We start from the raw sequence: 1,926 nt of genomic DNA on the forward strand, positions 1-1,926 counted from the left end.
TATAAAGCAGAAATAGCACCCTCATCGCACAAAAGACTATTTCTGGCTTTTATTCACTTCATTGCCCTTATTTATCATCTCGTTTACCCCGCATTTTTCAATGACTTCTTTTATTACTAGCCTGCACCAAGTTGTTGTAAAATTATCATCAACTTGTTTACTGTAATTATTTGATTTAAAATAAAATACAGTATAAAGCAGAAATAGCACCCTCATCGCACAAAAGACTATTTCTGGCTTTTATTCACTTCATTGCCCTTATTTATCATCTCGTTTACCCCGCATTTTTCGTAACAAAAAATTCACCTTCTTGAACTAAGCTCTCTTTTCTGTACTCTGGATATATAATCTATATTAACTATGAGGATATTTTATGCAGCAGCAACTGCTTACATGGATACGTCAATTCAATGAGGAGTACGCCCAAATCGCTTCTCTCCTGCTCGTTTTAACCATTATTTTTCTTGTCGCAATCATTCTTCATTTTATTTTGCACAAGTTGGTCTTACCTAAAATTTCCAAAGCAATAAGTCAGTACGATCAGAAAAAGCAACTATCTCTAGAAATAAATAAACTATTTAGCCGTTTTGCTTTTTTAATCCAAGGTGTTGTTGTTAATATTCAAGCGCTGGTGTGGATGGGCCCAGGTAAAACACAAGAAATTCTCACCACCAGCGCTCAAGCGTGGTGCTTAATTTTTGGCTTGTTAATGCTTTTCTCTATTATGGATCTTTGTATGCAGATCATGAGAAATTCATCTTCATTTGGCCGATTACCCTTAAAAGGTATTTTTCAAAGCCTAAAACTCGCTGCCTCTGTACTGATTGGGATAATGATTATTTCCCTGCTTATTGGAAAATCTCCCCTGATTTTACTCAGTGGTTTAGGCGCCATGACGGCGGTATTAATGTTGGTGTTTAAAGATCCTATTATGGGATTAGTCGCTGGTATTCAATTATCTGCAAACAACATGATAAGCCTTGGTGACTGGCTAGAAATGCCTAAATATGGTGCTGATGGTGCCGTCATTGATATTAGTTTAACAACTGTTAAAGTGCGTAATTGGGATAATACGGTTACAACTATTCCCACTTATTCTTTAATTTCAGATTCCTTTAAAAAACTGGCAAGCAATGACAAAATCAGGAGGACGTCGTATTAAACGAAGCCTTTCTCTTGATATTAATAGCATCCATTTTTTAGATAAAAAACAACTTGATGATCTAGAAAAAGCGCACTTATTGGCTCCTTATATAAAAAATAAGGAAAGTGAAATTAATCAATTCAATGCAACCTTAGGTAATGAATGTCAAACACCATTAAACCAACGTGGCATGACTAATATTGGCACCTTCCGTGCGTATGTTGAAGCTTATTTAAAAAACCATCCTAATGTTCATAAACAAATGACAATTATGGTAAGACAATTAGCACCAACCTCGGATGGTCTTCCCATTGAAATTTACGCCTTTACGAATACCACCGTTTGGGTTCAATACGAGGCGATTCAATCAGATATATTTGATCATATCTTTGCTATTTTGCCTCAATTCGGCTTAAGGGTTCACCAATCTCCAACCGGCGATGATGTAAAGAGCACTCAGATTTCCTGTCGAAAAAAGATCTGCAATAAGTTATTTTCATATTAAAGTAAAAAAGAAGAATTATTCTTCTTTTTTTACTTTTCTTATTAACAAATATTGATGTTCTGTTATTTGTTATCATGTTAACAATCTTGTTTTCCCCCTATATTAACAAACATCGATATATTATATTTTATATATCGAACGATTGTTAAATCCTATTTATTTGATGTTTTATTTACCACTAAAGTGGTATTAATTAGAAAATTGTAACCATTTGTTTAATAATTATTTTTTTTATATAACGTTATTAACATTTTTTATATTGATATAAATCATTATA

1 pseudogene is annotated in these 1,926 nt (G+C 33.3%); it reads left to right on the plus strand.

The window, feature by feature from the left end:
• The first annotated feature begins 373 nt into the window (after positions 1-373).
• Positions 374-1,649 (plus strand): annotated as a pseudogene (locus tag BHE89_RS15860) (mechanosensitive ion channel family protein).
• Positions 1,650-1,926: the final 277 nt, after the last annotated feature.

It is taken from the genome of Shigella sp. FC1967 (genome assembly GCF_001743005.1).
Taxonomy (GTDB): domain Bacteria; phylum Pseudomonadota; class Gammaproteobacteria; order Enterobacterales; family Enterobacteriaceae; genus Proteus.